Consider the following 23,401-nt stretch of genomic DNA (forward strand, 5'->3'; position numbering starts at 1 on the left):
AAGAGTGAGCCCCCGGCCGTAACCGGGGGCCCCGTGAAGCCGTTGTGCTGGGTGACGGCCGTGGCGGGGAAGACCCCCGAGCCCCCACCACGGCCGCGGACTTTCCCCCCGCGTCACGCGAGGCCGGCACGCTCCATGGCCTCGACGCCCGCCCGCAGGGCCGCCACCCGCTCGTCCAGGGTGAAGCCGGCCGGGGCGAGGGTGAGGGTGGTGACCCCGGCCTCCGCGTAGGCCGTCATCCGCTCGGCGATCCGCTCGACGGAGCCGAGCAGCGCGGTCTGGTCGATGAGGCTGTGCGGCACGGCGGCCGCGGCGCCCGTCTTGTCGCCGGCCAGGTACTTGTCCTGGATCTCGGCGGCCTCCTTCTCGTAGCCCATGCGCCGCGCGAGCTGGTTGTAGAAGTTCTGCTTGCGGCTGCCCATGCCGCCGACGTAGAGCGCGGTGTACGGGCGGAACACGTCCGCGAGGGCCTCGACGTCGTCGCCGAGGGCGAGCGGAACGGTCGGGCAGACGTCGAAGCCGTCCATCGTCAGACCGGCCTTCTCGCGCCCCGCGCGCAACGGCCGGAGGGCGGTCTCCTCCAGGTGCGCGGCGGACGGGAAGATCAGCAGGGCGCCGTCGGCGATCTCGCCGGTCTGCTCCAGGTTCTTGGGGCCGATCGCGGCGATGTACAGCGGGATGTGCTCGCGCTCCGGGTGGACGGTGAGCTTGAGGGGCTTGCCGGGGCCGTCGGGGAGCGGCAGCGTCCAGTGCTCGCCGTCGTGGGTGAGGCGCTCGCGGGACATGGCCTTGCGGACGATCTCGACGTACTCGCGGGTCCGGGCGAGCGGCTTGTCGAACTTCACGCCGTACCAGCCCTCGGAGACCTGGGGACCGGAGACGCCGAGGCCGAGGCGGAAGCGGCCGCCGGTGAGCGAGTCGAGGGTGGCGGCGGTCATCGCCGTCATGGCCGGCTGGCGGGCGGGGATCTGCATGATCGCGGAGCCGACGTCGATGCGCTCCGTCTTCGCCGCGACCCAGGCGAGGACCGTGGGGGCGTCGGAGCCGTAGGCCTCGGCAGCCCAGCAGACGTCGTAGCCGAGGCGGTCCGCCTCCTGGGCGACGGCGAGGTTGTCGCCGTCCATACCGGCGCCCCAGTAGCCGAGGTTGATGCCGAGCCGCATGTCCACGCACCCCTTACCCATCGGTAACGTCCCTGTGGGCCGGACTCTAGCGCGCGGCCGGGGCATCCGTCAGGACGCGGTTGTCCACAGGCTCTCTCCGCGTGGTGCCCTGGCCAGTAATCTCGCGCCCATGGAGCAGAGGCATCTCGGACGTACCGGCCTGCGTGTGTCGCGCATCGGACTCGGCACCCTCACCTGGGGCCGGGACACCGACGAGCACGACGCCGCCGAGCAGTTGAAGATGTTCTGGGACGCGGGCGGCACGCTCGTGGACACCGCCGACGTGTACGGCGGCGGCGAGGCGGAGTATCTGCTCGGGCGTCTCATGGAGGGCCTCGTGTCCCGCCAGGACCTCGTCCTGTCGACCAAGGCGGGCAGCGTGCCCGATCCCCACCGGCGTACGGACGGCTCGCGCGGCCATCTGCTCGCCGCGCTCGACGCCTCCCTGGACCGGCTCGGGACCGACTACGTCGACCTGTGGCAGCTGCACGCCTTCGATCCGCACACGCCGCTGGAGGAGTCCCTCCAGGCCCTGGACATCGCGGTACGCAGCGGGCGGGCCCGGTACGCGGGTGTGGCGAACTTCTGCGGCTGGCAGCTCGCCAAGGCGGGCACCTGGCAGCTCGGCGGCGACCGGACCCGGCTCGCGGGGACGCAGCTGGAGTACTCGCTGCTCCAGCGGGGCGTGGAGCGCGAGGTGCTGCCGGCCGCGCGGGACCTCGGGATAGGCCTGCTGCCCTCCTCACCCCTGGGACGCGGGGTCCTGACGGGCAAGTACCGCAGCGGGACTCCCGGGGACTCGCGGGGCGCGTCGGAGACGATGGCCCCGTTCGTGGAGCCGTACCTGGACGAGCCGGCGAGCCGGATCGTGGACGCGGTCGCGACGGCGGCCGAGGGCCTCGCCACGACCCCGCTGCACGTGGCGCTCGCCTGGGTCCGGGACCGGCCCGGGGTGACCGCGCCGATCGTCGGCGCGCGCACGGCGCGGCAGCTCACGGCCGCGTTGTCGGTGGAGACCCTTAGTCTTCCTGACGAGATCTGTCGGGCGCTGGACGATGTGTCGGCGCCCGTGCACCGCTATCCGGATCACGACTGGAGCACCTTGTGACCGAGCCTTCCGGGGAGACCGCGCCCGAGGCCGCGGAACCCGCCGAGGACCTGCAGGAGGGAACCACCGGGGCCCCCGCCCCGGCCCCCGACGCGACCGAGGAGCCGGGCACGGCCGAGGAGCCTCGGTCCGCCGACGTGGCTGAGGCCGCCGCCGAGGGCCAGGCCGCCGACGCGGCCGGCCCGGCCGAGGTCGACGCCGAGGACGAAGCCGAAGGCGGCGCTGAGGTCGGCGCCGAGGGCGAGACCGCCGGCGACGGCGAGGCCGCGGGTGGGGCTGAAGCCGCCGCCGACGACCAGGCTGTCGAGGCGGCCGAGCCTGCCGGCGCGGCTGAGGTCGGTGCCGAGGGTCGGACCGCCGCCGAGGGCGAGGCCGATGCCGCGGCCGCGGCCGCGGCCGCGGCCGCGGCCGCGGCCGCGTTGAGTGAGGCACAGGCCGAGCTTGCCGCGCAGCGGGAGCTGCGGGCCCGGATCGAGGCGCGCAAGGCCGAGAAGGGCGGGCCGGTGGCGGCCGGCGCCAAGCTGAGCGGCACCGCCGCCGACCTGCTCGCGGCCGTCCGTGCCGTGGAGGGCGGCGCGGCATCGGGCAGCACGCTCTACGAGGCGCCCGAGCCCGCGCCCCGGCGTCCCGCGCCCGAGGCGGCCCCGGCCGTGACCGTCCGGCCGCCCGCACCGGTGCGGGCACCCGCGCCCGCGCCCGGCACCACGGCCGCCGTCCGGGAGGTCCTGGCCAAGGGCGGCGCCCCCGAGGCGCTGGCCGGGCAGGTCGCCGCCACGCTCGGCGAGGGCGCCGCCGCGGCCCTGCTCGACGACCCGTGGCAGCTGCTCGCGGTGCCCGGCGTGCGCCCGGAGCAGGCCGACGGCTTCGCGCGGGCGCTGCTCGGCCCCGCCTGCGGCCCCGACGACCCGCGCCGGACGGTCGCCCTGACCGTGTGGATCCTGGACCGGGCCGCGCTCCAGGGACACACGGCGCTGGAGATCCAGGCCGTGCGCGCCGGACTCGCCGGACACGCCGTGCCCGATCCGGAGTCCGCGGTCGAGGAGGCGGTCGCCGCGGGCGCGGTCCTCGTCTTCCAGGAGGAGAGCCCGGAGCCGGAGGAGCACCCCGAGGACGGCGAAGCCCCGGAGGAGAGCGCCCCCGAGGAGCCCGCCTCACCCGTGCTGCTCGGGCTCGACCGGTACGCGATGGCCGAGGAGAGCCTCGCGGACGCGCTCGCCCGGCTGGCCAGGACGGTGACGGCCGCCGAGTGGGACGGCACGGAACTGGAGCGCGCCGCCGGTGCGCACGGCCTCGTCCTGCACACGGGCGGAGAGGCGTCCCGCGCGGAGCCGGTGGCGCTCGCCGCAGCGGCTCGCGCGCGCGGCCTGCGCACCCTGGTCGCGGTCCACGCCGAGGACGGCCGGCGTGCGCTCGGAGCCGCCGGAGAGGACGCGGTGACGGTCGCCGCCCTGCTGTCCGGGACGGCGGGCCCCGGCCGTGACGAGGAGGGTGCCCTCGCCCTGGACCTCCTCGTGGTCCTCGACGCCCCGCAACTGGACGTGGAGAGCGCCGCGATGCTCGTGGAGTCGCTGCCCGACGGCTGCCGGCTGGTGCTGAGCGGCGACCCCGGGGTGCTCGGCGCGCCGGGCGCGGGCCAGGTCTTCACCGATGTGCTCGCGGCCCGGGTCTGCCCGCGGATCGCCTCGCGGCTGCCCGACCCGGGGCCGCTCGGCGAGCTGGTCTCGGGCATCGGCGCCGGCGAGCTGAACCAGGTCGAGGCCCCGGGCAAGGAGATCGTGATCGTCCCGGTGCGGGACGCGGGCGAGGCCGTGCACCGTACGGTCCAGCTCGTGGCCGACTCGGTGCCGCGGGCGATCGGGGTGCCGTCCGAGCAGACGCAGGTCGTGACGGTCGGCCACGGCGGCTCGGCCGGTACGCGCGCGCTGAACACGGCCCTCAAGCAGCGGCTGAACCCGGGCCCCGGCCGCTTCGGCGGCTACGACGTCGGGGACCGGGTGGCGTACGCGCCGGCGCCGGGGCGGACGGTGACGGGCACGGTGCTGTCGGCCGACGCCGAGGGGCTGCGGCTGCGCTGCGGCGACGAGGCGGTCCTCGTACCGAGGGAGCGGGTGGAGTCGGAGCTGCGGCACGGCTGGGCGCTCACCGCGCACCAGGCGGCCGGGACGCGTTGGCCCGCGGTGGTCGTGGTGCTGCCGGGGGACGCCGCCGGGGGTCTGAGCAGGCCGTGGGTGTACACGGCCTTCGGTCGGGCGGAGCGCCACCTGTCGGTGGTGCACGGCGTGGACCAGGCGCTCCCCCGCGCGGTCGCCGAGGGGGTGGCTCCGGAGCGAACGACGCGGCTGCGGCCGCTCCTGGAGACGCTGCTCGCCGTGCCCGAGGAGTAGCACCGGACGGTACGGAGGAGGGCCGGGACACCCGACGGCGGTGTCCCGGCCCTCCTGCGTCGTGTCCTCAGGCGCCGGGGCCGACGGCTTCCTCTCGGGCGTCCTCGATGTCGGCGTCGTCTTCCTCGTCGAAGACGGCGCTGACGTCGAAGCGGCAGATGATCCGCTCCGGATCGGCGTGCTCGAAGGGGGCGTTGAGCCACTCCCCCGGTTCCGGGAGCTCGTCGGCGGCGGTGACCCAGAGCGTGGAGTCGCCCTCCTCCAGGCCGAACTCCTTGTGCCGGGAGGCGATCTCGTCCGGTTCGTACTCGCCGAAGAGCACGCCGAGCGCGGCGAGCGGCGAGACGCCGGCCCGCGCGGCCGGCCCGGGGGCGTCCGGGTCGCCGTCGATCTCGGCGAGGCGGCGGGCCTGGGCGAGCAGTCGGTTCGGTTCCGCCACGGCGTAGTCGCGGCGGATCAGCAGGCTGAGGGCGTGGGGTTCGTCAGGTCCGGTGTACGGCGGCAGGGCGCCGTCCGCTCCGGGGATCTCGAAGGGAGTGACCTCGTCGTAGCGGTCGTAGAGGATCTCGTCGTACGCCTCGGCCGCCGTCGCGAGGGCGTTGAAGGCCTCGTAGACGGCCGTGTCGTCGTCCCCCGTGCGGCGTTCGACCGCCGCGAGGTGACGGTCCAGTGCGGCTTTGACCGCCTCGGCGGCGGCACGTACCTCGGCAGCGGTGGGCTGCGCAGCATCAGACATGGGACAGACGCTATCCGTACCGGGGCCGTGCCCGCACAATAGATGCGATGCCGGAATACGAATTTGTCGACGTGTACGTGCCGCGCGGTGTCTCCCGCAAGGAGGCGACGCGGCTGCTGACCGACCATGCCGAGTACGGACACTGGGAGTTGGACCGTCTGAGCCTGCACCGGGACGGGAGCCGCAGAGTGCGGTTGAAGCGGCGGATCATCCGCCAGGTCCGGGCGACCTGGTAGCAGGAACAGGACAACGAGAAGGGGCCCCGCGGTGTGCGGGGCCCCTGTGCGTGGTGCGGCGGGCTCAGGCGGCGCTGCGGGCGCGGCGGTAGATCAGCGAGCCGGCGAGCAGCAGACCGGCACCGGCGGGGACGATCACGCCGAGCGGACCGGAACCGGTCTCGGCGAGCTCCTCTACGGCACGCGGCGGGGTGACTCCGTGCTCACTGGGAGTGTTCGAGCCGCCGTCGTCCCCGGGGAGACCGGGCGTGCCCGGGTTACCGGGGGTGCCCGGGTTACCGGGGGTGCCCGGGTTACCGGGGGTGCCGGGGTTACCGGGGGTGCCGGGGTTCCCAGGATTCCCGGGGTTGCCCGGGTTGCCGGGGTTGCCCGGGTTGCCGGGGTTACCGGGGTTCCCGGGGTTGCCAGGGTTACCGGGGTTGCCAGGGTTACCCGGATTCCCGGGGTTGCCAGGGTTACCCGGGTTGCCAGGGTTACCCGGGTTGCCGGGGTTCCCCGGGTGGGTCGGCTCGATGCCGTTGGCGCAGTCGTTGCCCGTCGCCGGGTTCAGCAGGCCGACGACCGAGACGCTGTTCCCGCACACGTTCACCGGGACGTGGACGGGCGCCTGGACGTTGTTACCGGAGCCCACTCCCGGGGAGTCGCTGGTGTGCCCGCCGGCGTGGGAACCGCCGCCGGGCTTGCCGGGCTTGGCCGGCTTCGAGACGTTGGCGCACTTGTTGCCCATCGCCGGATTCAGCAGTCCGACGACACTGACGGTGTTCCCGCAGGCGTTCACCGGCACGTGGACCGGGGCCTGGACGGAGTTTCCGGACGCGACGCCCGGAGAATTCGTGGCCGCACCGTTCGCACCGGAGTCGGCGTGCGCATAACCGCCGCCGACAGCGGCGAAAACGCCTCCCGCGGCGGCAACGGTGATAAGGCCCTTGCGCGTGACCTGTCGCATAGCTTGTTCCCTGCCTGCTCAGCTTCGAAAGAGTGCCACCGGGCGGAACGCCCGGGGCGGAAATGGCCACCGGCCCCGGAGTGCATGGCACGCACTCCGGGGCCGGACCGGCTCACACCCTCACGGGGCGAGGTACGACGTCAGGCGTTGACGCAGGTGTTGCCGAAGGCGGGGTTCAGCAGGCCGATCACGGAGACCGTGTTGCCGCACAGGTTCACCGGGACGTGGACCGGCACCTGGACGACGTTGCCCGAGAGGACACCGGGGGAACCGATGGCGGCACCCTGGGCACCCGCGTCGGCAACGGCCATGCCCGCACCCGCGAGAACGAGACCGCCCGTGGCAGCCGCAGCAGCGACGACCTTCTTGATCATTATTCCTCCTAGTTGGAAATGCGGCCCCAGCCGCGGACCGCACACCTGTAACGAGGGGGAAAGGAGGGGGCTACGAGCCCCCGAGTTCATTCACTCTTTCCGGTCATACGCAAACGCACGCTCGAATTCAGCAGGCGTCGATGAAGCGGTCCAGGACCCGGGCGCCGAACTTCAGGCCGTCCACCGGCACCCGCTCGTCCACGCCGTGGAACATGCCGGCGAAGTCGAGCTCCGGCGGCAGCTGGAGCGGGGCGAATCCGAAGCAGCGGATGCCGAGGTCGTCGAAGGACTTGGCGTCGGTGCCGCCGGAGAGCATGTACGGCACGGCGCGGGCGATCGGGTCCTCGGCGCGCAGGGCCAGCTGCATGGCGTCCACCAGGGCGCCGTCGAAGCTGGTCTCCAGCGCCTTGTCCCCGTGCACGTCCTCGCGCTTCACCTTCGGCCCGAGGATCCGGTCGAGGTCGGCGAGGAACTCCTGCTCGTACCCGGGCAGGAAGCGCCCGTCGACGTGCGCGGTGGCCTGGCCCGGGATCACGTTCACCTTGTACCCGGCGCCGAGCATGGTCGGCGCGGCCGAGTTGCGCAGGGTGGCGCCCACCATCTTGGCGATGCCGCCGAGCTTGGCGAGGGTGCCGTCCATGTCCTCGGGGTCGAGGGGGGTGCCGAGCGCGTCCGAGAGCTCGTCGAGGAAGGAGCGCACGGTCTTGGTGACCCTGACCGGCCACTGATGGCGGCCGAGGCGGCCCACGGCCTCGCAGAGCTCGGTGATGGCGTTGTCGTCGTTGGTCATCGAGCCGTGGCCGGCCGTGCCCTCGACGGTGAGCCGCATCCAGTGCATGCCCTTCTGGGCCGTCTCGACCAGGTAGAGCCGCAGGTTCTCGTTGACGGTGAAGGAGAAGCCGCCGACCTCGCCGATGGCCTCGGTGACCCCGTCGAAGAGGCCCCGGTGGTTGTCGACCAGGTGCCGGGCTCCGTAGGTGCCACCGGCCTCCTCGTCGGCGAGGAAGGCGAGGACGATGTCGCGCGGGGGCTTGCGGCCGCTGCGCAGCCGGTCGCGTACGACCGCGAGGGTCATCGCGTCCATGTCCTTCATGTCGACGGCGCCGCGGCCCCAGACGCAGCCGTCGGCGATCTCCCCGGAGAAGGGGTGGTGGGTCCAGTCCTCGGCGTTGGCCGGGACGACGTCGGTGTGACCGTGGATGAGGAGGGCCGGCCGCGACGGGTCCTCGCCCTCGATCCGGGCGACGGTGGAGGCCCGGCCCCGGTGCGACTCGATGATCTCCGGTTCGAGGCCGACCTCGGCGAGTTTCTCGGCGATGTACTCGGCCGCCGCGCGCTCGCCCGGTCCCGAGTGGTCGCCGTAGTTGCTGGTGTCGATGCGGATGAGGTCGCGACAGAGGTCCACGACCTCGCTCTCGGCGGTCTTCGCGGTGCCGCTTCGGCCGGTGTTCGACTCGCTCACGCTGCTTCCTCCCACTACGTGCCCCACGTGCTTGCTTCGGTGCTCGCCCCATCCTCGCGCGCGCCCCCCTCCCCGCCCAAGGGCGGCCCTCGGCCGACATGCGCCTGTCACATGACGGGGGCCGACCGGGGTGGTGATCGACCACCCCGAATGTTTGCTATGGTTTTCCTCGTCGGAAGGGCCCAGCGGCCGGGAAGACAGACACCTTGTCCGGGTGGCGGAATGGCAGACGCGCTAGCTTGAGGTGCTAGTGCCCTTTATCGGGCGTGGGGGTTCAAGTCCCCCCTCGGACACCAGCGAAAGACCCCACATCATGTGGGGTCTTTCTCGTTACGGCGGTAGGACCCGGTGCGACGCAGATCGAAGGCCCCCACTTCGCCCCTCCCCCAGCGGGAGGGGATCGATCCGGTGCGGGTGCGGTTGCCGGAGGATCCCGAGGGGGTCTGGGGGACCGTGCGGGAGCATCTGCTCTCCCGGTACGCGGACGCCATCGGTGCCGGGCAGGTCGAGGAGATGCTGCTGGGCGGCCGCTTCGTGGGCGCGGACGGTCCCGTCGGCGGGGACGAGCCGTACACCGTGGGGCGGTACCTCTGGTTCCACCGGGACTTTCCGGCCGAGACGCCGGTGCCCTTCCCGATCGGGGTGGTGCACCGTGACGAGCGGATCGTGGTGGCGGACAAGCCGCACTTCCTCGCGACGATGCCCCGCGGGCGGCACGTGACGGAGACCGCGCTCGCGCGGCTGCGGCGGGAGCTGGGCCTGCCGCACCTCCAGCCCGCGCACCGGCTCGACCGGCTGACCGCGGGCCTGGTGCTCTGCGTCGTACGGCCGGAGGACCGGGGGGCGTACCAGACGCTGTTCCGGGACCGGCTGGTACGCAAGGAGTACGAGGCGGTGGCGCCGTACGACCCGGCGGTCGGGCTGCCGGTGACCGTGCGGAGCCGGATCGAGAAGGAGCGCGGGGTGATGGCCGCCCGGGAGGTGCCGGGCGAGCCGAACAGCGAGAGCCGGATCGCGCTGGTGGAGCGGCGCGGCGGGCTCGGCCGGTACCGGCTGGTGCCGGAGACCGGGCGGACGCATCAGCTGCGGGTGCACATGAACGCGCTGGGACTGCCGATCCTGCACGACCCCATCTATCCGGAGGTCCGTGAGGACGGGCCGGAGGACTTCTCGCGTCCGCTGCAACTGCTGGCGCGGACGGTGGAGTTCACCGACCCGGTCACGGGTTCCGAGCTGCGTCTGGAGAGCCGGCTGCGGCTCAGTGGCCTCGCCTGATCCACTCCTCCAGGTGCGGGGCCTCGGCGCCGATGGAGGTGGTGTCGCCGTGGCCGGTGCGGACCGCCGTCCCCGGCGGCAGGGTGAGGAGCTTCCCGCGGATCGACTCGACGATCGTGGGGAAGTCGGAGAAGGACCGGCCGGTGGCACCGGGGCCGCCCTGGAACAGGGTGTCGCCGGTGAAGACCGTGCCCAGGTCGGGGGCGTACAGGCAGACCGCTCCGGGGGCGTGCCCCGGGGTGTGGAGGACCGTGAGGTCGATGCCGGCGATGGTGAGGACCTGGCCGTCGGCGAGGTCGCCGTCGGGACTGTGGTCGGGGTGGGTCAGTTTCCACAGCGGCTGGTCGGCCGGGTGGAGCAGGATGCGGGCGCCGGTGGCGGCCGCGAGCGCCGGGGCCGCGTCGATGTGGTCGTCGTGGGCGTGGGTGCAGACGATGGCGCGCAGGGTGCGGCCGTCCAGGGCGGCGAGGATGGCCTCGGCGTCGTGGGCGGCGTCGATGACGATGGCCTCGGTGTCGTCGCCGACGATCCAGACGTTGTTGTCGACGTCCCAGGTGCCGCCGTCGAGGCTGAAGGTGCCGGAGGTGACGAGGTGGTCGATGCGGGCGGCCATCACAGCACCACCACCGATCGGAGGACGTCGCCCTCGTGCATGCGGGCGAAGGCCTTCTCGACGTCGCCGAGGCCGATGGTCTCGGTGACGAAGGCGCCCAGGTCGATGCGGCCCTGCTGGTGCAGGTCGACGAGCATGGGGAAGTCGCGGGACGGCAGGCAGTCGCCGTACCAGGAGGACTTGAGCGCGCCGCCGCGGCCGAAGACGTCGAGGAGCGGGAGTTCCAGCTTCATCTCGGGCGTGGGGACGCCGACGAGGACGACGGTGCCGGCGAGATCGCGGGCGTAGAAGGCCTGTTCGTACGTCTCGGGGCGGCCGACGGCCTCGATGACGACGTCGGCGCCGAAGCCGCCGGTGAGCTCGCGGACGGCCTCGACCGCGTCGGTGGACCGGGAGTTGACGGTGTGCGTGGCGCCCATCGTCCTGGCGGTCTCCAGCTTCCGGTCGTCGATGTCGACGGCGATGATCTTCGCGGCGCCGGCGAGCCGGGAGCCGACGATCGCCGCGTCGCCGACGCCGCCGCAGCCGATGACGGCGACGGTGTCGCCGCGGCCGACGTTCCCGGTGTTGATGGCGGCGCCGATGCCGGCCATGACGCCGCAGCCGAGGAGGCCCGCGATCTCGGGCGCGACGGCCGGGTCGACCTTGGTGCACTGGCCGGCGGCGACGAGGGTCTTCTCGGCGAAGGCGCCGATGCCGAGGGCCGGGGAGAGTTCCGTACCGTCGAGCAGGGTCATGCGCTGCTTCGCGTTGTGGGTGTCGAAGCAGTACCAGGGGCGGCCGCGCAGGCAGGCGCGGCAGGTGCCGCACACGGCGCGCCAGTTGAGGATCACGAAGTCGCCGGGGGTCACGTCGGTGACGCCCTCGCCGACCGACTCGACGACTCCGGCGGCCTCGTGGCCGAGGAGGAAGGGGAACTCGTCGTTGATGGCGCCCTGCTTGTAGTGGAGATCGGTGTGGCAGACGCCGCAGGCCTGGATCTTCACGACGGCCTCGCCGGGGCCGGGGTCGGGGACGACGATGGTCTCGACCCGTACGGGTTCGTTCCTGCCGGGGGCGATGACCCCCTGGACGTGCTGCGGCATCGCGAACTTCCCTTCCTCCGGGCGGATCTTGTAAGGCTCTTGCGTACCACTATCTCCTGACAAAAGGCGAGACCCCCGCAGGCCGTGCCTGCGGGGGTCTCGCCGTATCCCGCGGGGGAGGTCAGTCCTGGGTGGTCGCGGCGGTCGACCGGACCCGGCCGCGGACCAGGAACCAGCCGCCGACGAGCGCCGCGGCGATGAGCGGCAGGCAGGCGACGGTGGTGCGGCCGACGCCGCCGTCCATCCACATGAGGACGAGGACGGAGCCGAGGAAGCCGAGGGTCACGATCTGGGTGTACGGGGCCCAGGGCAGGTTGTAGCCGGGGCGGGTGACCCTGCCCTCCTGGGCACGGCGCCAGAACAGCAGCGAGCAGACCATGATCATGGCCCAGGTGCCGATGATGCCGATCGAGGCGAAGTTCAGCACCAGCTCGAAGGCGTCGTCGGGCATGACGTAGTTCAGGCCGACGCCGAGGACGCCGAAGCCGGCGGTGAGGAGAATGCCGCCGTAGGGTACGCCGCCCCTGTTCATGACGCCGGTGAACTTGGGCGCGGAACCGGCGAGCGACATGGAGCGCAGGATGCGGCCGGTGGAGTACAGGCCCGAGTTGAGGCTGGAGAGGGCGGCGGTGAGGACGACGAGGTTCATCACGCCGGCGGCGCCGGGGATGCCCAGCTTGTCGAAGACGGTGACGAAGGGGCTCTGGTCGCCGGAGTAGGCCGTGTACGGCAGCAGCAGGGCGAGCAGGATCACCGAGCCGACGTAGAAGAGGCCGACGCGCCACATGATCGAGTTGATCGCCTTCGGCATGATCTTCTCGGGGTTCTCGGTCTCACCGGCGGCGACGCCGCACAGCTCGACGGAGGCGTAGGCGAAGACGACGCCCTGGATGAGCAGCAGCATCGGCATGACGCCGCTGGGGAAGATGCCGCCGTTGTCGGTGATGGTGGCCAGGCCGGGCGTGTGGCCGCCGATGTCGTGCGAGGTCACGACGAGGAAGATGCCGACGAGCATGAAGAGGACGAGGGCGCCGACCTTGATGATCGCGAACCAGAACTCCATCTCGCCGAAGTACTTCACGGAGATGAGGTTGGCGGCGAGGACCACCGCGAGGGCGATCAGGGCGAGGATCCACTGCGGGACGTCGCTGAACATGGCCCAGAAGTGGGCGTAGGTGGCGGCCGCCGTGATGTCGGCGACGGCGGTGGTCGACCAGTTGACGAAGTACAGCCAGCCGGCCGTGTAGGCGCCCTTCTCGCCCATGAACTCACGGGCGTACGAGACGAAGGCGCCGGAGGACGGGCGGTAGAGCACCAGCTCGCCGAGGGCCCGCACGACGAGGAAGGCGAAGACGCCGCAGACGGCGTAGGCGATGAAGAGGGAGGGTCCGGCCTGGGACATCCGGCCGCCGGCGCCCAGGAAGAGGCCGGTGCCGATGGCGCCGCCGATGGCGATCATGTTGACGTGCCGGGACTTGAGGTCCTTGCGGTATCCGGCGTCGCCGGCGTCGACGTGGGGGGCGGCCGGGTTCGCCGGTGCGGCGGACAGCGGGTCGGCCGCGGTGACGCGGTCACTCATGGAGTTGTTCGCCTTCGTGAGGGATCTGTGCGGTACCCGGCCGTGCCTCGGTGGGGGTCTCCCGGCACGGCCAGCGGACATCCTCACGGCAAGGGGCGCCCACTGACTGTGGTGCATGTCACTGAACGCCCATATTTGAGCTAGTTCAGAGCTTGTCGGGGCCTCTGGCGCGCCGACGGGACTCAGGGGGCCAGGACGTCGAGCTCCTGGAGGGCGCCGACCGCGATCTGCCGGGTGAGCTCCTCGGCGCGGGCCGCGTCCCGCTCCCGTACGGCCTCGGCGACCTGGACGTGGAGGGTGACGGCCGCCGGGTCGGGGTCCTCGAACATCACATGGTGGTGGGTGCGGCCGGTGAGGACCTCGGCGACGACGTCGCCGAGGCGGGCGAACATCTCGTTGCCCGAGGCGTCGAGCACCACCCGGTGGAAGGCGATGTCGTGGACGAGGTACTCCTCCAGGCGCCGGCCACGCGAGGTGGCGACCAGCCCGAGGGCGTGCTCGGTGAGCCGGCGGCACTGGTCGGGGGTGGCGTTCTCGGCGGCCAGTCCTGCGGCGACGGGTTCGACGGCCGAGCGCAGGACGGTGAGCGAGCGGAGCTGACGGGGGCGGTCGGCGCCTGCGAGGCGCCAGCGGATGACCTGGGGGTCGTAGACGTTCCAGCGCGCGGTGGGGAGGACGGTCACGCCGACGCGGCGGCGGGACTCGACGAGGTGCATGGACTCCAGGACGCGGACGACCTCGCGGACCACGGTCCGGGAGACGTCGAAGCGCTGGGCGACCTCGTCGGTGCGCAGCACGGTGCCCGGCGGGTACTCCCCGGCGGTGATCGCGAGACCCAGGGTGGCGAGGACGTGCGAGTGGAGCCCCTGGACCGGTGTCGTCATGGTGGCAAGCCTATGCGCGGACGCGTCCGCGATCACCCTCGGGGAGGGGGACGAGGGGAGGGGTACGGGAGAGGGCTTCGGGTGGATAACAAGTATGACTTTTACATCACAGGCTCTTGAATACGTCGTACTCAATGGGTTTCATGAGCGCGACGGATCGATGTCGAAGAAGACAGCGAGGCACCACCCATGAGCACCACCCACCCCCCGGTCGTCGTCGTGATGGGCGTCGCCGGGACCGGCAAGACCACGATCGGCCCGCTGGTCGCGGAAGCGCTGGGCCTCCCGTACGCGGAGGGCGACGACTTCCACCCGGCGGCGAACGTGGCCAAGATGTCGGCCGGCACCCCCCTGGACGACACCGACCGGGGGCCCTGGCTCGACGCGATCGGCGCCTGGGCCCACGACCGGGCCGGGCGCGGCGGGGTGGTGAGCAGCTCCGCGCTGAAGCGCGCCTACCGGGACCGGCTGCGCGCGGCCGCGCCCGGCATCGTCTTCCTCCATCTGACCGGCGACCGGGAGCTCATCGAGGGCCGGATGGCCGCGCGCAAGGGGCACTTCATGCCGACGGCGCTCCTCGACTCCCAGTTCGCCACCCTGCAGCCGCTGCAGGACGACGAGGCCGGCGTCGCCGTCGACGTCTCCGGCACCCCGGAAGAGATCACCGCCCGGGCCGTGGCCGCGCTGCGCGGCGCGGCCCGCTGAGCCCCGTCCCCCTCTCCCCCCTCTCCCCCGCTCGTACGAAGGACTCCACCGTGCCCCGTCTCAGCGTCGAGATCCTGGCAGCGGACGCCGCCGAACCGATCACCTCGGCCGGCAACGCCCAGCTCGGGATCGCCGTGCTCGCCGGCATCGCCGTCATCGTCCTGCTCATCACCAAGTTCAAGCTGCACGCGTTCCTGGCGCTGACCATCGGCTCGCTCGCGCTCGGGGCGTTCGCCGGGGCGCCGCTCGACGCCACCATCAAGTCCTTCACCACCGGCCTCGGCAACACCGTCGCCGGCGTGGGCGTTCTCATCGCCCTCGGCGCGATCCTCGGCAAGCTGCTCGCCGACTCGGGCGGCGCCGACCAGATCGTCGACACGATCCTGGCCCGGGCCAGTGGCCGGGCCATGCCCTGGGCGATGGTCCTCATCGCCTCCGTGATCGGCCTGCCGCTCTTCTTCGAGGTCGGCATCGTGCTGCTGATCCCGGTGGTCCTCCTCGTCGCCAAGCGCGGCAACTACTCCCTGATGCGGATCGGCATCCCGGCCCTGGCCGGCCTGTCCGTCATGCACGGGCTGATCCCGCCGCACCCCGGCCCGCTCGTCGCCATCGACGCGGTCGGCGCCAACCTGGGCGTCACCCTCGCCCTCGGTCTCGTCGTCGCCGTCCCGACCGTGATCATCGCCGGTCCGGTGTTCTCCCGGTACGCGGCCCGCTGGGTGGACATCCCGGCCCCCGAGAACATGATCCCGGTCCGGCCCTCCGAGGACCTGGAGAAGCGCCCCGGCTTCGGCGTCACCGTCGCGACCGTGATGCTGCCCGTCGTCCTGATGCTGGTGAAGGCGCTCGTCGACATCGTGGTCGACGACCCGGAGAACGGTGTCCAGAAGGTCACCGACGTCATCGGCTCCCCGCTGATCGCGCTGCTCGCCGCGGTCATAGTGGCCCTGTTCACGCTGGGCCGGGCGGCCGGCTTCACCAAGGACCGGCTGTCCTCGACCGTCGAGAAGTCCCTCGCCCCCATCGCGGGCGTGCTGCTGATCGTGGGCGCGGGCGGCGGCTTCAAGCAGACCCTCATCGACATCGGCGTCGGCCAGATGATCCTGGACTTCTCCGAGAACTGGTCCATCCCGGCGCTGCTCCTCGCCTGGCTGATCGCGGTCGCCATCCGGCTGGCGACGGGCTCCGCGACCGTGGCGACGATCTCGGCCGCCGGGCTCGTCGCCCCGCTCGCGGCGGGCATGTCCACGAGCGAGACGGCGCTGCTGGTGCTGGCGATCGGCGCGGGTTCGCTGTTCTTCAGCCATGTGAACGACGCCGGGTTCTGGCTGGTGAAGGAGTACTTCGGCATGACCGTCGGCCAGACGATCAAGACCTGGTCGGTGATGGAGACGATCATCTCGGTCGTCGGCATCGTGTTCGTGCTGCTGCTGTCGCTGGTTCTGTAGCGACGCTTCAGGGGCCGGACGGCCGGTCCAGGATCGCGAGGAGCCGCGCGGCCAGGTCCCTGACGTCGGCCGAGACGTCCCGGGCGGCCGTTCGGAGCAGGTCGGGGGACGGCGGAGCCGAGCAGGCCGAGTCTGACGCGCGTAAGGGGCTGGGGTCGTCGACCGCCCGTGCTCCGGTGGGGCCGGAAATGCCGGGAGCCGGGTGCGGGTGTCGTGGCACACTCCGGGCGTGGACGACATGCGGCGGGTCGACGACCCCGCCTCCCTCAAGCCCCTCGCGCTCGCCTTCCCGGGACCGCTGCGCGACGAACTGGTGGCCGCGGTGCTGTCCGGCGCGAAGACGTCGACGACCGGGCTCGTGGTGGAGTTCGAGGCGGAGGGCGAGGAGCTGCCACGCGTCGGCGAGCGCTGGGCCCTGGTCGACTCCGGCGAGCGGCCGGTCGCCGTGGTGGAGACGACGGAGGTGCGCGTGCTGCCGGTCGGGGAGATCGACCTGCGGTTCGCGATCGACGAGGGCGAGGGGTACGAGACGGTCGAGGAGTGGCGCAGCAGCCATGACAGGTTCTGGCACGGGGCCGAGATGCGGGAGTTCCTGGGCGACCCGGAGTTCACGGTGACCGACGCGACGATGGCGGTCGCGGAACGCTTCCGGGTCGTGCGGCTGCTGCCCTGACGCCCCAGGCGGCCCGGACCGTACGGCTGCGTCCCTGCGTCCGAAGCCAGGACCCGCGGCCCGGCCCGGGCCCCGGGCGCCCCGCCCCCCTCAGCCCACCGCTCGGGCCGCCGCCCTGCCCGCCGCGCGGCCCGAGAAGACGCAGCCGCCGAGGAAGGTGCCTTCGAGGGAGCGGTAGCCGTGGACTCCGCCGCCGCCGAAGCCCGCCGCCTCGCCCGCCGCGTACACGCCCTCCAGCGGCTCGCCGCCCTCCGTCAAGACGCGGGAGTCCAGGTCGGTCTCCAGCCCGCCGAGGGATTTGCGGGTGAGGATGCTGAGCCGCACGGCGATGAGCGGGCCCGCCGCGGGGTCGAGGATGCGGTGCGGGGCGGCCGTGCGGATGAGTCGGTCGCCGAGGTACTTGCGGGCGCCCCGGATGGCCGTGATCTGGAGGTCCTTGGTGAAGGGGTTGGCGATCTCGCGGTCGCGGGCGGTGATCTCGCGGCGCAGGGCGGCCTCGTCGATCAGGTCCTCGCCGGTGATCCGGTTCATGCCCCGGACCAGGGCCGAGAGGTCGTTCTCGACGACGAAGTCGGCGCCCTTGTCCATGAAGGCCTTCACGGGGCCGGGCACGTCCGCCCGCGCCCGCCCGATGACGTCACGGACCGACCTGCCGGTCAGGTCGGGGTTCTGCTCCGAGCCCGAGAGGGCGAACTCCTTGCCGATGATCCGCTGGTCCAGGACGAACCAGGTGTGGTCGTGGCCGGTCCGCGTGATGTGTTCGAGGGTGCCGAGGGTGTCGAAGCCGGGGAACAGCGGGACGGGCAGTCGCCTGCCCGTCGCGTCCAGCCAGAGCGAGGACGGTCCGGGCAGGATGCGGATGCCGTGCCGGGCCCAGATGGGGTTCCAGTTCTCGATGCCCTCGGTGTAGTGCCACATGCGGTCGCGGTTGATGTGGCGGGCGCCCGCCTTCTCGGCGATGCCGAGCATCAGCCCGTCGACATGGGCGGGCACTCCGGAGAGCATCCGGGCCGGCGGGGTGCCGAGCCGCTCGGGCCACTGCGCCCGGACCAGGTCGTGGTTGCCGCCGATGCCGCCGGAGGTGACGATGACGGCCTGGGCGCGCAGTTCGAAGGTGCCGGTGGGCGTGCGGGTGCTGGCGGTGCCCCGGGCGGCGGTGGAGGGTTCCAGGACCTCGCCGGTGACGGTGTCGACGGCTCCCCCGGTGCGGCCGAGGGCGGTGACCCGGTGACGGAAGCGGAGCTGGACGAGGCCCCGGGCGACGCCCTCGCGGACCGTGCGCTCGAAGGGGGCGACGAGGCCGGGGCCCGTACCCCAGGTGATGTGGAAGCGGGGTACGGAGTTGCCGTGGCCGTTGGCGTCGTAGCCGCCGCGCTCGGCCCAGCCGACGACGGGGAAGAAGCGCACCCCGCGCGCGTGGAGCCAGGAGCGCTTCTCGCCGGCGGCGAAGTCGACGTACGCCTCGGCCCACTTCCTCGGCCAGTGGTCCTCGGTCCGGTCGAAGCCGGCGGTGCCGTACCAGTCCTGGAGGGCGAGGGCGTGACTGTCCTTGACGCGCATCCTGCGCTGCTCGGGCGAGTCGACGAGGAAGAGGCCGCCGAAGGACCAGTGGGCCTGGCCGCCGAGGGACTGTTCGGGTTCCTGGTCGAGCAGGATCACGGTGCGGCCGGCGTCGACCAGCTCGGCGGTGGCGACGAGGCCGGCGAGGCCGGCCCCGATCACGATCACATCAGCGTCGTAGGACATGGACCGCATCTTGGATACACGGATGTATCGAGTCAACCTTTTCGCCGCTCCGACCGCGCTCCGGTTCTCCCGCGCCCGCCGGTCCGGGGGTCGGTCGCGTCCCGGCGGGCCGGATGCGCGGGCGCGTTTGCTTGGATGTGGCCATGAGCGCCGCTGAAGAGATTCTCGACGTCGTCGACGAGCACGACCGGGTGATCGGGCAGGCCCCGCGCGGTGAGGTGTACGCGCGAGGGCTGATCCATCGCTGTGTCTTCATCCGGGTCCGGGACGCCGAGGGGCGGGTCTTCGTCCATCGCAGGACCCCGACCAAGCTCGTCTTCCCCTCCCTCTACGACATGTTCGTCGGCGGGGTCGTCGGCGCGGGCGAGTCCTACGACGAGGCCGCGCTGCGGGAGGCGGAGGAGGAGCTCGGGGTCTCCGGCCTGCCCCGCCCCGAACCGGTGCTGCGTTTCCTGTACGACTCCGAGGGCGTGGCCGGGAAGTGGTGGTCGGCCGTGTACGAGGTCCGCTGCGACCTCCCGGTGCGCCCGCAGGTGGAGGAGGTCGCCTGGCACGGCTTCCTCAGCGACGGGGAGCTGGCCGAGCGGCTCGGTACCTGGGAGTGGGTGCCCGACGGGCTCGCCGCGTACGAGCGGCTGCGGGCCCTGGAGGCGGGCGGCGGGCCCCGGACCGGCCGAGCGGGTGACCGCTAGGGTGCGCATGTGAGCGACTTCGTACAGAGCCTGCGGCTGTGGTTCGCCCCGCAGCGGATCCGGGACGAGGGAGAGACCCCCGACTACCGCTTCTCCCTCGCCAACGAGCGGACCTTCCTGGCCTGGATCCGGACCGCGCTCGCCCTGGTCGGCGGCGGCTTCGCCGTGGACCAGTTCCTGCCGGACCTGCGCTGGGGCGTACGGGTCGGGCTCGCGCTCGCCCTGCTCGCGGCCGGTGTGCTGTGCGCGCTGCGGGCGGTGAACCACTGGGTGCGCTGCGAGCGGGCGATGCGGCGCGGTGAGGACCTGCCCGGGTCGCGGTTCCCCGCGGTGCTGAGCCTCGTGGTGGCGCTGGTGGCGCTCGCGATGGTGCTGGTCGTGCTCTTCGGCTGGGCGGGGCGGTGACGGAGGGCCGCGATCCGGGGGCCGGAGCGGGTGAGGTGCGTGATCCCGGGCTCCAGCCCGAGCGGACGCGGCTCGCGTGGCGGCGTACGACGCTGTCGTGCACGGTGGTGGCCGTCCTCGCCGTCAAACTGGCCGTCCACGACGGCGTCACGGCGGTGGGGCTGACCGGGCTCGCGCTGTCGGCGCTGGTGTGGATCGGTTTCCTGGCCGTGGCCCACCGGCGGATCCGGTCCCTGAGCGCGGCCAGGCCGCGGTCCCTCTCGCACCGGGGCGCGCTGCTCGCGGCGGTGTGCACGCTCGCGCTCGCCGCCCTCGGGGCGGCGATGATCTGGTCGTGACTTTCCCCCGGCGCGGGCCGACTGGCAGTCTTCCCCCTGTCCAGTCGGGCTCTCCACCGGGGGAATTCCTGTGTCTGCCACCGATCCCACCGATCCCTACGTCGTCGCGCTCGCTCCGAAGGTCCATGCCTTCGTCCAGCCCGACGGCGGCTGGTGCCTGAACAACGCCGGTTTCCTCGGCGACGCGCGCGAGTCGCTGCTCGTCGACACCGCCGCCACCGAGCGGCGGGCGCGGCTGCTGCGCGAGGCGGTGCTCGCCCACGGACTCCCGGTGCCGGGGACCGTCGTCTCCACCCACCACCACGGCGACCACACCTACGGCAACGGCGTGTTCCTGCCGGAGGCGCGGATCGTGGGGCACGAGAACTGCCGGCGGGAGCAGCTCGCGGCCGGGCACCAGCTCCATCTGCTGTGGCCGCGTACCGACTTCGGGAAGGTCGACATCCTGCCGCCGTCCGTCACCTACCACGAGCGGCTGACGCTGTACGTGGGGGACGTCGAGGTGCGGCTGCTCCACCCGGGTCCCGCGCACACCACCGGCGACACGATCGTGCACCTCCCCGACCAGGGTGTGGTCTTCACCGGTGACCTCGTCTTCCACGGCGGGACGCCCTTCCTGCCGATGGGGTCGCTCACCGGCTCGCTGCGTGCGCTGGAGCTGCTGCGGTCCCTCGACGCGCCGACGGTGGTCCCCGGGCACGGGCGGGTGACCGACCCCTCGGCGTACGACGCCACGGAGCGGTACCTGCTGTGGGTGCGGGAGCTGGCCGCCGAGGGGTACGCGAGGGGGGCGACGCCGCTGGAGACGGCGCGGCGGGCGGAGCTCGGCGAGTTCGCCGCGTGGCGGGAGAACGAGCGGCTCGTGGCGAACCTGCACCGGGCGTACGCGGAGCTGGAGGGCCTGCCGGAGGGCCACGCGCTGGACCCGGCGGTGGTGTTCGGCGACATGGCGGCGATGAACGGCGGGGTGCCGGTGGCCTGCCACGCGTAGCGCTCGGACGCGCGGGTGCGGGGTGTGGGGTGTGGGGGCGCCGTCCCCGGTGCCCCCGTCCCGTCCCGCCGGAGGGGGGCTACCAGGTGCTCGGTCGCCAGGCGGGATCCGCGCGCCGCATCGCCGCCGCGTCGTCCCGGTCCCGCAGGGTGCCGTCGTCGTCGAGCCACCGGCGGTGCAGGGAGGCGAGCGCGGGGCGGTCGAGGTCGACGCCGAGGCCGGGGGCGTCGGAGACGGCGAGCCGTCCGTCCCGGAAGACGGGGCGGGTGGTGACGACGTCCTCGGTCTGCCACGGGTAGTGGGTGTCGCAGGCGTGGTGGAGTTCGGGCAGGGTCGCGGCGACCTGGGTCATGGCGGCGAGGCTGATGCCCAGGTGGGTGTTGGAGTGCATGGAGAGCCCGACGCCGTACGTCCGACAGAGCGCGGCCAGTTCGCGGGTGCGCCCGAGGCCGCCCCAGTAGTGGTGGTCGCAGAGGACGATCCGTACCGCCCCCTTCGCGAAGGCCTCCGGGACCTCCTCGAAGGTGGTCACGCACATGTTGGTCGCGAGCGGCACGTCGGTGCGGGCGGCGATCTCGGCCATGGCGCCGGTGCCGCTCGCGGGGTCCTCCAGGTATTCGAGGACGCCGTCGAGTTCGCGTGCCACGGCCAGTGAGGTCTCCACGGACCAGGCGCCGTTGGGGTCGAGCCGGAGGGGCCGGCCGGGGAACGCCTCGGCCAGCGCGCGGATCGCGGCGATCTCCCGCTCGGGCTCGAACACACCGCCCTTGAGCTTGAAGGACCGGAACCCGTGGAGGCGGTCGAAGCGGCGGGCCTGCGCGACGATCCCGGCGGGGTCGAGGGCGGGGCCCCAGTCGTCCGCCGCCTCCGCGCCCGGGTGCGCGGCCCAGCGGTAGAAGAGATAGGCGCTGTACTCGACGGTGTCGCGGACCTTGCCGCCGAGGAGGGCGTGGACGGGCAGGCCAAGGGTCTTGCCGAGCGCGTCGAGGCAGGCGGTCTCGAAGGCGGAGACGACGGAGAGGCGGAGCTTCTCCGCGGTCCTGACCCCGCGCAGCCCGGCGGCGGAGACGCCGGCGTCCGGCTCCTCAGCGCCGAGGGCCGGGGCGGTCGCCGAGGTGGCGCCGGTCGCGGGCGTCGGGTCGGTCGCCGTGGCCAGGGTGAAGAGTGCGTTCACGTCCGTGACCGGGTGTCCGGGCAGCGCTTCGGCCAGCGGCCGGGCGAGGTCCAGGTAGACGCCGTCGCCGTAGGTCTCCCCCAGGCCGCTGACGCCTCCGCGGGTGATCACCTCGACCACCAGCCGGGGGGTGGAGGGCTGGTGGACTCCCTGGACGTTGAGGAGAGGCGGGTCGGAGATGAGGATCGGGGTCAGCCGGACTTCGTCGACGATCAGCTTCGCATCCATATGTGAACTCTATTCATGGACACGACCTGGAGGCCAGAGCACGGAGACGCTTTCCCCGCGCCCCTCTGGACGACATACCGACTGGTCGGTCATCATGAACGCCGACCGAAGCCGATCCGGAGGTACGTACGCATGAGTTCCGCCCCGCCGCCTGGCCTCGACCCCGAGCAGCTGCGCCGCTTCCTCGACCGCGAGCGCCCCGGCCTGGTGTCCGGCCCCCTCGAAGCCCGGCTGATCGAGGGCGGCCGGTCGAACCTGACGTACGTGGTGACCGACGGCACCGGGCGCTGGGTCGTCCGCCGGCCGCCGCTCGGCCACGTCCTCGCCACCGCCCATGACATGCGGCGCGAGCACCGCGTCATCAGCGCCCTGCACACCACGGCCGTCCCCGTCCCGGAGACACTGCTGCTCTGCGAGGACGACTCCGTGCTCGGGGCGCCCTTCTACGTCATGGAGTTCGTCGAGGGCACGCCCTACCGCTCGGCCCGTGAACTCGCCCCGCTCGGTCCCGAGCGCACCCGCGCGGCCGTCCTCGGCCTGGTCGACACCCTCGTCGACCTGCACGCCGTGGACCCGGCCGCCGTCGGGCTCGGCGACTTCGGGCGCCCCGAGGGCTTCCTGGACCGGCAGCTGCGCCGCTGGGGCAAGCAGCTCGACGCCTCGCGCGGCCGCGAACTGGACGGGATCGACGAGCTGCACGCCGCCCTCGGCCGCTCGCTCCCGGCGTCTCCCGCGCCCACGGTGATCCACGGCGACTACCGGCTCGACAACGTGCTCATCGACGGTGACGACCGCATCCGGGCCGTCCTCGACTGGGAGATGTCGACGCTCGGCGACCCGCTCACCGACCTCGGCCTGCTCGTCATGTACAGCACGCCGCTCGACCTGCCGGACTCCCCCGTGTCCACGACCGCCACGGCCCCCGGCCACCCGAGCGCCGCCGAGCTGGTCGAGCGGTACGCGGCCCGCTCGGGCCGCGACACCTCCGCGCTCGCCTGGTACACCGCCTTCGCCTGGTTCAAGCTCGCCGTGATCCTGGAGGGCATCCACTACCGCTGGACCCTCGGGCAGACCGTCGGCGCGGGCTTCGACCGCATCGGCGACCTCGTCCCCGTCTTCATCGAGCACGGCCTGACCACCCTTCAGGAGGGCTGAA

23 protein-coding genes and 1 tRNA gene are annotated in these 23,401 nt (G+C 72.8%); 13 read left to right on the forward strand and 11 right to left on the reverse strand.

Annotated elements, in window-relative coordinates; translation table 11 throughout:
• Nucleotides 1-113: 113 nt before the first annotated feature.
• A complete protein-coding gene (locus tag AMK29_RS33130) occupies nt 114-1,163 on the reverse strand; it encodes an LLM class F420-dependent oxidoreductase (protein WP_073819907.1) in 1,050 nt (349 codons plus the stop codon).
• 130 nt (nt 1,164-1,293) lie between these two features.
• On the opposite strand from AMK29_RS33130, the gene AMK29_RS33135 reads away from it, so the two are divergent.
• Nucleotides 1,294-2,271 (forward strand): aldo/keto reductase, encoded by a 978-nt coding sequence (locus AMK29_RS33135; RefSeq protein WP_073819779.1) that lies wholly within the window; start codon nt 1,294-1,296, stop codon nt 2,269-2,271.
• Complete coding sequence (locus AMK29_RS33140; RefSeq protein WP_079197235.1) at nt 2,268-4,655, forward strand: helix-hairpin-helix domain-containing protein; 2,388 nt, start codon at nt 2,268-2,270, stop codon at nt 4,653-4,655. Before AMK29_RS33135 ends, AMK29_RS33140 begins: the two co-directional genes overlap by 4 nt.
• A 67-nt stretch (nt 4,656-4,722) precedes the next feature.
• Here AMK29_RS33140 and AMK29_RS33145 read toward each other — a convergent pair whose 3' ends face one another.
• A complete protein-coding gene (locus AMK29_RS33145) occupies nt 4,723-5,391 on the reverse strand; it encodes a hypothetical protein (protein WP_073819780.1) in 669 nt (222 codons plus the stop codon).
• 47 nt (nt 5,392-5,438) lie between these two features.
• On the opposite strand from AMK29_RS33145, the gene AMK29_RS33150 reads away from it, so the two are divergent.
• Nucleotides 5,439-5,627, forward strand: a complete 189-nt coding sequence (locus tag AMK29_RS33150) for a DUF5703 family protein (RefSeq protein ID WP_015032473.1) — start codon at nt 5,439-5,441, stop codon at nt 5,625-5,627.
• A gap of 64 nt (nt 5,628-5,691) precedes the next feature.
• Here AMK29_RS33150 and AMK29_RS33155 read toward each other — a convergent pair whose 3' ends face one another.
• From AMK29_RS33155 to AMK29_RS33165, 3 genes are all read right to left on the reverse strand, one after another.
• Nucleotides 5,692-6,573 carry a chaplin gene (locus AMK29_RS33155; RefSeq protein WP_073819781.1) on the reverse strand — a complete coding sequence of 294 codons (882 nt, stop codon included), beginning with the start codon at nt 6,571-6,573 and terminating at the stop codon, nt 5,692-5,694.
• Nucleotides 6,574-6,713: 140 nt separating this feature from the next.
• Nucleotides 6,714-6,947 carry a chaplin ChpH gene (chpH, locus tag AMK29_RS33160; protein WP_030218232.1) on the reverse strand — a complete coding sequence of 78 codons (234 nt, stop codon included), beginning with the start codon at nt 6,945-6,947 and terminating at the stop codon, nt 6,714-6,716.
• A 127-nt stretch (nt 6,948-7,074) separates the two neighbouring features.
• Nucleotides 7,075-8,409 carry a M20/M25/M40 family metallo-hydrolase gene (locus AMK29_RS33165; protein ID WP_073819782.1) on the reverse strand — a complete coding sequence of 445 codons (1,335 nt, stop codon included), beginning with the start codon at nt 8,407-8,409 and terminating at the stop codon, nt 7,075-7,077.
• 208 nt (nt 8,410-8,617) lie between these two features.
• On the opposite strand from AMK29_RS33165, the gene AMK29_RS33170 reads away from it, so the two are divergent.
• Together AMK29_RS33170 and AMK29_RS33175 are read left to right on the forward strand one after the other, a co-directional pair.
• A tRNA-Leu gene (locus AMK29_RS33170) sits at nt 8,618-8,705 on the forward strand.
• Between the two features lie 52 nt (nt 8,706-8,757).
• Nucleotides 8,758-9,684, forward strand: coding sequence for an RluA family pseudouridine synthase (locus AMK29_RS33175; protein WP_073819783.1), 927 nt, complete (start codon nt 8,758-8,760; stop codon nt 9,682-9,684).
• Here the strand turns inward: AMK29_RS33175 and AMK29_RS33180 are convergent.
• The 4 genes from AMK29_RS33180 to AMK29_RS33195 all read right to left on the reverse strand — a co-directional run bounded on the left by AMK29_RS33180 (nt 9,668) and on the right by AMK29_RS33195 (nt 13,845).
• On the reverse strand, nt 9,668-10,297 hold the full coding sequence (locus tag AMK29_RS33180) for an MBL fold metallo-hydrolase (RefSeq protein WP_073819784.1): 630 nt from the start codon (nt 10,295-10,297) through the stop codon (nt 9,668-9,670). The two genes, AMK29_RS33175 and AMK29_RS33180, sit on opposite strands and share 17 nt — an antisense overlap.
• Nucleotides 10,297-11,382, reverse strand: a complete 1,086-nt coding sequence (locus tag AMK29_RS33185) for an S-(hydroxymethyl)mycothiol dehydrogenase (RefSeq protein ID WP_073819785.1) — start codon at nt 11,380-11,382, stop codon at nt 10,297-10,299. Before AMK29_RS33185 ends, AMK29_RS33180 begins: the two co-directional genes overlap by 1 nt.
• Nucleotides 11,383-11,503: 121 nt before the next feature.
• Nucleotides 11,504-12,961 carry an amino acid permease gene (locus AMK29_RS33190; RefSeq protein WP_073819786.1) on the reverse strand — a complete coding sequence of 486 codons (1,458 nt, stop codon included), beginning with the start codon at nt 12,959-12,961 and terminating at the stop codon, nt 11,504-11,506.
• 182 nt (nt 12,962-13,143) lie between these two features.
• Nucleotides 13,144-13,845 (reverse strand): FadR/GntR family transcriptional regulator, encoded by a 702-nt coding sequence (locus AMK29_RS33195; RefSeq protein ID WP_073819787.1) that lies wholly within the window; start codon nt 13,843-13,845, stop codon nt 13,144-13,146.
• Between the two features lie 189 nt (nt 13,846-14,034).
• Here AMK29_RS33195 and AMK29_RS33200 point away from each other — a divergent pair, with 189 nt between their 5' ends.
• From AMK29_RS33200 to AMK29_RS33210, 3 genes are all read left to right on the forward strand, one after another.
• Nucleotides 14,035-14,550, forward strand: coding sequence for a gluconokinase (locus tag AMK29_RS33200; RefSeq protein ID WP_073819788.1), 516 nt, complete (start codon nt 14,035-14,037; stop codon nt 14,548-14,550).
• A gap of 50 nt (nt 14,551-14,600) precedes the next feature.
• Complete coding sequence (locus tag AMK29_RS33205) at nt 14,601-15,998, forward strand: GntT/GntP/DsdX family permease (protein ID WP_073819789.1); 1,398 nt, start codon at nt 14,601-14,603, stop codon at nt 15,996-15,998.
• 238 nt (nt 15,999-16,236) lie between these two features.
• Nucleotides 16,237-16,671 (forward strand): ASCH domain-containing protein, encoded by a 435-nt coding sequence (locus AMK29_RS33210; RefSeq protein WP_073819909.1) that lies wholly within the window; start codon nt 16,237-16,239, stop codon nt 16,669-16,671.
• Between the two features lie 90 nt (nt 16,672-16,761).
• On the opposite strand, the gene AMK29_RS33215 is transcribed toward AMK29_RS33210, so the two are convergent.
• Nucleotides 16,762-18,417 (reverse strand): FAD-binding dehydrogenase, encoded by a 1,656-nt coding sequence (locus AMK29_RS33215; protein WP_073819790.1) that lies wholly within the window; start codon nt 18,415-18,417, stop codon nt 16,762-16,764.
• Between the two features lie 143 nt (nt 18,418-18,560).
• On the opposite strand from AMK29_RS33215, the gene AMK29_RS33220 reads away from it, so the two are divergent.
• The 4 genes from AMK29_RS33220 (at nt 18,561) to AMK29_RS33235 (ending at nt 20,843) form a co-directional block, all read left to right on the forward strand.
• Nucleotides 18,561-19,109 (forward strand): NUDIX hydrolase, encoded by a 549-nt coding sequence (locus AMK29_RS33220; RefSeq protein WP_073819791.1) that lies wholly within the window; start codon nt 18,561-18,563, stop codon nt 19,107-19,109.
• Nucleotides 19,110-19,118: 9 nt separating this feature from the next.
• Nucleotides 19,119-19,514: a YidH family protein gene (locus tag AMK29_RS33225; protein WP_073819792.1), complete on the forward strand. Its 396-nt coding sequence runs from the start codon at nt 19,119-19,121 to the stop codon at nt 19,512-19,514.
• Nucleotides 19,515-19,549: 35 nt separating this feature from the next.
• On the forward strand, nt 19,550-19,852 hold the full coding sequence (locus AMK29_RS33230) for a DUF202 domain-containing protein (RefSeq protein ID WP_311775894.1): 303 nt from the start codon (nt 19,550-19,552) through the stop codon (nt 19,850-19,852).
• A gap of 70 nt (nt 19,853-19,922) precedes the next feature.
• Nucleotides 19,923-20,843 carry an MBL fold metallo-hydrolase gene (locus AMK29_RS33235; RefSeq protein WP_073819794.1) on the forward strand — a complete coding sequence of 307 codons (921 nt, stop codon included), beginning with the start codon at nt 19,923-19,925 and terminating at the stop codon, nt 20,841-20,843.
• Between the two features lie 79 nt (nt 20,844-20,922).
• On the opposite strand, the gene AMK29_RS33240 is transcribed toward AMK29_RS33235, so the two are convergent.
• Complete coding sequence (locus AMK29_RS33240) at nt 20,923-22,245, reverse strand: enolase C-terminal domain-like protein (protein WP_073819795.1); 1,323 nt, start codon at nt 22,243-22,245, stop codon at nt 20,923-20,925.
• 132 nt (nt 22,246-22,377) lie between these two features.
• On the opposite strand from AMK29_RS33240, the gene AMK29_RS33245 reads away from it, so the two are divergent.
• Nucleotides 22,378-23,400, forward strand: a complete 1,023-nt coding sequence (locus AMK29_RS33245; RefSeq protein ID WP_073819796.1) for a phosphotransferase — start codon at nt 22,378-22,380, stop codon at nt 23,398-23,400.
• Nucleotide 23,401: the final 1 nt, after the last annotated feature.

Origin of the sequence: Streptomyces sp. CB02261 (assembly GCF_001905665.1) — a bacterium.
GTDB lineage: Bacteria > Actinomycetota > Actinomycetes > Streptomycetales > Streptomycetaceae > Streptomyces.